The organism is Pantoea sp. R102, from assembly GCF_004916815.1.
Taxonomy (GTDB): domain Bacteria; phylum Pseudomonadota; class Gammaproteobacteria; order Enterobacterales; family Enterobacteriaceae; genus Pantoea; species Pantoea dispersa.
This window is the reverse complement of record NZ_SDFT01000076.1, coordinates 1-6,231: the sequence shown is the minus strand read 5'-3', so window position 1 is coordinate 6,231 and position 6,231 is coordinate 1. Positions and strand designations below refer to the sequence as shown.

7 protein-coding genes are annotated in these 6,231 nt (G+C 56.2%); 4 read left to right on the top strand and 3 right to left on the bottom strand.

What is annotated here, in order from left to right:
* The 3 genes from ERD80_RS09495 to infA all read left to right on the top strand — a co-directional run.
* A partial coding sequence (locus ERD80_RS09495; RefSeq protein WP_136546677.1) for an ATP-binding cassette domain-containing protein occupies positions 1 to 862 on the top strand: 862 nt, incomplete at its 5' end.
* Between the two features lie 32 nt (positions 863 to 894).
* Complete coding sequence (aat, locus tag ERD80_RS09490) at positions 895 to 1,587, top strand: leucyl/phenylalanyl-tRNA--protein transferase (RefSeq protein WP_031279861.1); 693 nt, start codon at positions 895 to 897, stop codon at positions 1,585 to 1,587.
* A gap of 346 nt (positions 1,588 to 1,933) precedes the next feature.
* Entirely contained in the window at positions 1,934 to 2,152 is a 219-nt protein-coding gene (infA, locus tag ERD80_RS09485; protein WP_002211347.1) for a translation initiation factor IF-1, read from the top strand.
* A 93-nt stretch (positions 2,153 to 2,245) separates the two neighbouring features.
* Here infA and clpA read toward each other — a convergent pair whose 3' ends face one another.
* Positions 2,246 to 4,525 (bottom strand): ATP-dependent Clp protease ATP-binding subunit ClpA, encoded by a 2,280-nt coding sequence (gene clpA, locus ERD80_RS09480; protein WP_021508362.1) that lies wholly within the window; start codon positions 4,523 to 4,525, stop codon positions 2,246 to 2,248.
* Between the two features lie 55 nt (positions 4,526 to 4,580).
* Positions 4,581 to 4,901 (bottom strand): ATP-dependent Clp protease adapter ClpS, encoded by a 321-nt coding sequence (gene clpS / locus ERD80_RS09475; protein ID WP_021508363.1) that lies wholly within the window; start codon positions 4,899 to 4,901, stop codon positions 4,581 to 4,583.
* A gap of 323 nt (positions 4,902 to 5,224) precedes the next feature.
* Between clpS and cspD the strand changes: the two genes are divergently transcribed.
* On the top strand, positions 5,225 to 5,446 hold the full coding sequence (gene cspD / locus ERD80_RS09470; protein WP_058757774.1) for a cold shock-like protein CspD: 222 nt from the start codon (positions 5,225 to 5,227) through the stop codon (positions 5,444 to 5,446).
* 90 nt (positions 5,447 to 5,536) lie between these two features.
* On the opposite strand, the gene ERD80_RS09465 is transcribed toward cspD, so the two are convergent.
* Positions 5,537 to 6,231 (bottom strand): DUF2813 domain-containing protein (locus tag ERD80_RS09465; RefSeq protein WP_136546675.1); only part of this gene is annotated, 695 nt, incomplete at its 5' end.

The following is a 6,231-nucleotide window of genomic DNA, read 5'->3' as shown; positions in this document are numbered from 1 at the left end:
GTTTGAAGCGCTGGCACCGGTAGCCGGCGCATTTCTGCCACTGGCGCAGGTGACGCACGCGGCGCAGCGCGTGCAGGAGATCATCGATCAACCGCCAGCGATTCACTTCCCGACACAACCGGTTGCGACGCCGCGCGGCCTCAGCCTGACGCTGGAACAGATCGATTTCAGCTATCCGCAGCGGCCAGAAGCGGTGCTGCACAACTTCTCCCTGACGTTAGCAGCCGGTGAACATCTGGCGCTGCTGGGCCCGACCGGCTGCGGAAAATCCAGCCTGCTGGCGCTGATCACGCGCGGCTGGGAAGCTCAGCGCGGCACGATTCGCCTGAACGGGATTGATCTGGCGGCGTGGGACGAAGCCAGCCTGCGTCAACGCATCAGCGTTGTCACGCAGCGCGTCCATCTGTTCAGCCAGACGCTGCGCGCTAACCTGCTGCTGGCAGCACCACAGGCCAGCGATGCACAGCTGATTGACGTATTGCAGCGGGTTGGGCTGGCGCATCTGACGCAGCACAGCGAAGGGCTAAATGCATGGATGGGTGAAGGCGGCCGGCCGCTGTCTGGCGGTGAACTGCGCCGGCTGGCGATTGCCCGTGCGCTGCTGCACGATGGCGATCTGTGGCTGCTGGATGAGCCGACCGAAGGTCTGGATGCTGCGACCGAGCAGCAGATTCTCACGTTGCTACAGCAGGTTAGCCAGGGAAAAACGCTGATCATGGTGACGCATCGCCTGAGCGGACTGGAAAAAATGGATCGCATCTGTGTGCTTGACGGTGGGCAGATTATCGAATCCGGCAGCCATGACGAATTAATCTCAAAAGCGGGACGCTACTGGCGTTTCCAGCAGCGCTTTGCGCTATAGTCTATGCGTTTAGCCTGAGGGTGACCGACGCCATGAGACTGGTACAACTTTCCCGGGATTCGCTCAATTTCCCGCCGCCGGAGATGGCGCTGCGTGAGCCAAACGGCCTGCTGGCCATGGGCGGCGATCTCTCCCCTGCCCGCCTGATGAATGCCTATCAGCGCGGTATTTTTCCGTGGTTTTCGCCCGGCGATCCGATTTTATGGTGGTCGCCAGATCCACGCGCGGTCCTGCTGCCGGAGTCGTTTCATCTCAGCCGCAGCATGGCGCGCTTCCATCGCCGTTCGCCCTATCGCGTCACCATGAATCACGCCTTTGCTCAGGTGGTGGAAGGTTGCGCCAGCGGGCGTCAGGAAGGCACCTGGATCACCTTTGAAGTGAAACGCGCCTGGCTGCGCCTGTATGAGCTGGGTCATGCGCACTCAATTGAGGTCTGGCAGGATCAACGCCTGGTTGGCGGCATGTATGGCCTGGCGCTCGGACAGATTTTTTGCGGCGAGTCGATGTTCAGCCGGGCGGAAAACGCCTCCAAAACCGCGCTGTGGGTTTTCTCACAGCATTTTATTGCGCATCAGGGACGGCTGATTGATTGTCAGGTGCTGAATCCGCATACCGCCTCGCTGGGCGCAGTTGAAATTCCGCGCGTCGATTATCTGCAATACGTGCAAACGCTGGCGTGGCAACCGGTGCAGGCCGGCTGCTGGCAAACACAAACCCTTTTTTGACTGTCCCCGCAGATGTTTTGCACACAATTCCCGACAAAAGTGATACAATAAGCGAGTTTGGTATGTCGTCCGCGCTTCGCTGTGGCGAGCCGGAATTGCCAGGCTGGGAATCTCACCCTGTTCCCGAAGCTGTTTCAGTTGCGCACCCGATGCCGATTGCTGCAGATTCTTAGCCCGCTAATCCCCCGCAGACGTCAAAAACACCCGAATTTATCCGTAATGCACGCGCAGCGGCGCGACGCACGGCGAAGCGTTGGCAAAAACAGCCAACGTTTCTTTACATAAATCATGGAATTCGGCATTATCTTGCCGGTTCAACAGTTTGGTAGTTCACCCAGAGGATTCGATGGCCAAAGAAGACAATATTGAAATGCAAGGTACCGTACTGGATACGTTACCTAACACCATGTTCCGCGTAGAGCTTGAAAACGGGCACGTGGTTACCGCTCATATCTCCGGTAAAATGCGTAAAAACTACATCCGCATCCTGACGGGCGACAAAGTGACTGTCGAGTTGACCCCGTACGACCTGAGCAAAGGCCGCATTGTCTTCCGTAGTCGCTAAGTTGTTGCACTCGCCTCGCGTTTGCTGATGTAAACTAAGCGCGAAAAAAAAGGCCGGATTTTAATCCGGCCTTTTTCTTATCTGCGCACCGGCTTAATGCACGGTGCCCTCGGTTTTGCGTTTTTCCGCACTCATGAAGTGGTAGGTGAGCTGGTTTTTCTCTTTATCCAGTCCAACCGACACCGATCCGCCATCTACCAGCGAGCCAAACAGCAGCTCGTTAGCCAGCGGTTTCTTCAGGTTTTCCTGCACAGTACGCGCCATCGGACGCGCGCCCATCGCTTTGTCGTAACCTTTTTCGGCCAGCCAGTCGCGCGCATCATCGCTGACTTCCAGCGACACACCTTTCGCATCCAGCTGTGCCTGCAGCTCAACAATAAATTTATCCACCACCTGATGGATCACCTGAGTATCGAGGTGACGGAACCAGATAATGTTGTCGAGACGGTTACGGAACTCCGGCGTAAAGATCTTTTTGATCTCTTCCATCGCGTCGGTGCTGTTGTCCTGCTGAATCAGGCCGATAGATTTACGCTCGGTCTCGCGCACCCCGGCGTTGGTGGTCATCACCAGCACCACGTTGCGGAAGTCCGCTTTGCGGCCGTTGTTATCGGTCAGCATTCCGTTATCCATCACCTGCAGCAGCAGGTTGAAGACATCCGGATGGGCTTTCTCGATCTCATCCAGCAGCACCACCGCGTGCGGATGCTTGATCACCGCATCGGTCAGCAGACCGCCCTGATCAAAGCCGACGTAGCCCGGAGGCGCACCAATCAAACGACTGACGGTGTGACGCTCCATATACTCGGACATATCAAAGCGCAGCAGTTCAATGCCCAGCGCCTTCGCCAGCTGCACGGTGACCTCGGTTTTACCGACCCCGGTCGGACCCGCAAACAGGAACGACCCGACTGGCTTACGCTCCTGCCCCAGACCCGCGCGGCTCATCTTGATGGCTTCAGTCAGCGCTTCAATCGCGTTGTCCTGACCAAACACCAGCATTTTCAGACGGTCGCCGAGATTTTTCAGCGTATCGCGATCGGTGGCCGAAACGCTCTGCTCCGGAATACGCGCGATGCGCGCCACCACGGATTCGATGTCCGACACGTTGACGGTTTTCTTGCGCTTGCTGACCGGCACCAGACGCGCACGCGCGCCGGCTTCATCGATCACGTCAATCGCCTTGTCCGGCAGATGACGGTCATTGATGTATTTCACCGCCAGCTCAACCGCCGCACGTACCGCTTTGGCGGTGTAGCGCACATCGTGATGCGCTTCGTACTTCGGCTTCAGCCCGTTAAGAATTTGTACCGTCTCTTCAACCGATGGCTCAGTGATATCAATTTTCTGGAAACGGCGCGCCAGCGCACGATCCTTCTCAAAGATATTGCTGAACTCCTGATAGGTCGTGGAACCCATCACGCGGATTTTACCGCTGGAAAGCAGCGGCTTGATCAGATTCGCCGCATCCACCTGGCCGCCCGATGCCGCACCGGCACCGATAATGGTGTGGATCTCGTCGATGAACAGAATGCTGTTGTTATCCTGTTCCAGCTGTTTCAGCAGCGCTTTAAAACGTTTTTCAAAATCACCGCGGTATTTGGTACCGGCCAGCAGCGAACCAATATCCAGCGAGTAGATGGTGCACTCTTTCATCACTTCCGGCACGTCGCCCTGCACAATGCGCCAGGCGAGCCCTTCCGCAATCGCAGTTTTACCGACGCCCGATTCGCCCACCAGCAGCGGGTTATTCTTGCGACGACGGCACAGCACCTGAATAGCCCGTTCCAGCTCTTTATCGCGGCCGATCAGCGGGTCAATTCCGCCGACGCGAGCAAGCTGATTAAGATTGGTGGTGAAGTTTTCCATACGTTCCTCCCCGCCTGCTTGCTCTTCGTTAACCGGATTTTCCGCGCTGTTCTGCGGCTGGCCCGGTTCGTCTTTACGCGTACCATGGGAGATGAAGTTCACCACATCAAGGCGGCTCACTTCGTGTTTGCGCAGCAGGTAAGCCGCTTGCGACTCCTGCTCGCTGAAAATGGCGACCAGCACGTTCGCACCGGAAACTTCACTGCGACCGGATGACTGGACATGGAAGACCGCACGCTGCAGCACACGCTGGAAGCTGAGCGTCGGCTGAGTGTCGCGCTCCTCTTCGCTGGCAGGCAGCACCGGCGTGGTTTGTTCGATGAAGGCTTCGAGTTCCTGACGCAGAGCCGCAATATCCACCGTACAGGCTTCCAGTGCCTCTCTGGCCGACGGGTTGCTGAGCAGAGCCAGCAACAGATGTTCGACGGTCATAAACTCGTGACGGTGCTCGCGCGCTCTGGCGAAAGCCATGTTTAAACTGAGTTCCAGTTCTTGATTGAGCATTTGGCACCTCCCCCAATTATCGCTCTGACGGACTGAATCCTATATGGAGACAGCTTCAGGCTTTTTCCAGCGTACACAGCAACGGATGTTGATTTTCCCGCGCGTAATTGTTCACCTGGGCGACTTTGGTCTCCGCCACTTCTGCAGTGAATACACCACAGATTGCCTTTCCATGGTAGTGAACTTTCAGCATCAGTTGCGTTGCACGTTCAACATCATAAGAAAAGAACTTTTGCAGAACGTCAATAACAAATTCCATAGGTGTATAATCGTCATTATTCAGAATGACTTTATACATTGAAGGCGGCTTTAACCCTTCGCGTACTTTGTCTTCGGCCAGATGTTCAAAGTTAAGCCAGTCGTTTGTGTTTGCCATAATGTTCCGTTGAAATTCTGCGTTACGGTAGCGCACATTTCTGTGCTCTCACCTCAAGTTTAACACGCCTGTCAAGCCGCTTTTCCTGTGGCAAAAATCGGTCCTGAAAGCGCATGCGCGACCTGTATCACAAAATTTGCAATAGCGTTAACTGCCTCAAATTTTGATGAATTTCTCCCCGTGCGCCAGGGCCGTTTGCTTGACGATAAGGTCCGTTTCTCTACATTCTACTTACACAAGCTGATTGAGTTTTAAACAAACTCGACTCACAGCTTCAATGACCTCACCTACTTATCAAAATGTCTTGCGAGGGAAGTAAAAGCATGGAGACGGGTACTGTTAAATGGTTCAACAACGCCAAAGGCTTCGGCTTTATCTGTCCGATTGGCGGCGGCGACGATATCTTCGCACACTACTCCACGATTCAGATGGAGGGATACAGAACGCTGAAAGCGGGCCAGCACGTTCAGTTCGATGTCCATGAAGGGCCGAAAGGCAACCATGCCAGTCTGATTGTGCCCTGTGAAGCATCGTCACTCTCCTGACGGGCGCGCGTCTGCTCTCATTCTGACCACTCCCGAAAAAAAATGCCAGCCGCAGACGCTGGCATTTTTCTTTGGCGTCCCGCGTCAGTTTTACTCTGCCCGACCGCGCGCCAGCCACATCACGCGGCCAAACAGCTGATCGAGCAACGGCGGAATCGCCTGCGGCCCGCGTTCGGCCGCTGCCATCGCCACCGCAATCGCCAGTTCCGGCTTCGAGCTGTGATGAATGGCTTTGGTAATAATACGCCGCGCGTTCATCGGCACGTTTAACGGCAGGTGCGCCATCTGGTGATAGACATCACTAAAGCCCTGCTTATAAAGGAAGTGTTCGATGTCGGGCGCCGGGAACTGCGTGAGATGGTCGCTCTCCTGCTCATGCGGCTGTAGCTGGCTGCGCGCGGTGGCGGCATATTTTTTTCCGGCCTCGTCGCCGTCAGTCAGCACGTGCCAGGCAATGCCCATGCGGCGCGCATATTTCAGCAGCGGCTTAAGCCCGGACTGCGCAAACTCAATCACCTTCACGCCTTCCGCGGCAAAATGGTAGCCGCGCTGCCGCGCCAGCTCATTGATGATCCACACTTCGGTTTCACCCTCAACCAGCAACCAGCAGCGGGCAAACAGCGCCGACGGACGGTTGACGCGGATATGAAAGCCGATACGGCGCGCCTCTTCGGCACTTAATCCTTCCGGCCCGATACGCCACGCCGCCACGCGATCGGGTTCACGCACCAGTCGGCAGATTTGCTCCAGCGCTACCTGTGACAGCAGCTCACCGGAGTTCGTGG

Coding starts and splice junctions, on each gene's coding strand:
- aat (WP_031279861.1), top strand. CDS start 895: ATGAGACTGGTACAACTTTCCCGGGATTCGCTCAATTTCCCGCCGCCG.
- infA (WP_002211347.1), top strand. CDS start 1,934: ATGGCCAAAGAAGACAATATTGAAATGCAAGGTACCGTACTGGATACG.
- clpA (WP_021508362.1), bottom strand. CDS start 4,525: ATGCTCAATCAAGAACTGGAACTCAGTTTAAACATGGCTTTCGCCAGA.
- clpS (WP_021508363.1), bottom strand. CDS start 4,901: ATGGCAAACACAAACGACTGGCTTAACTTTGAACATCTGGCCGAAGAC.
- cspD (WP_058757774.1), top strand. CDS start 5,225: ATGGAGACGGGTACTGTTAAATGGTTCAACAACGCCAAAGGCTTCGGC.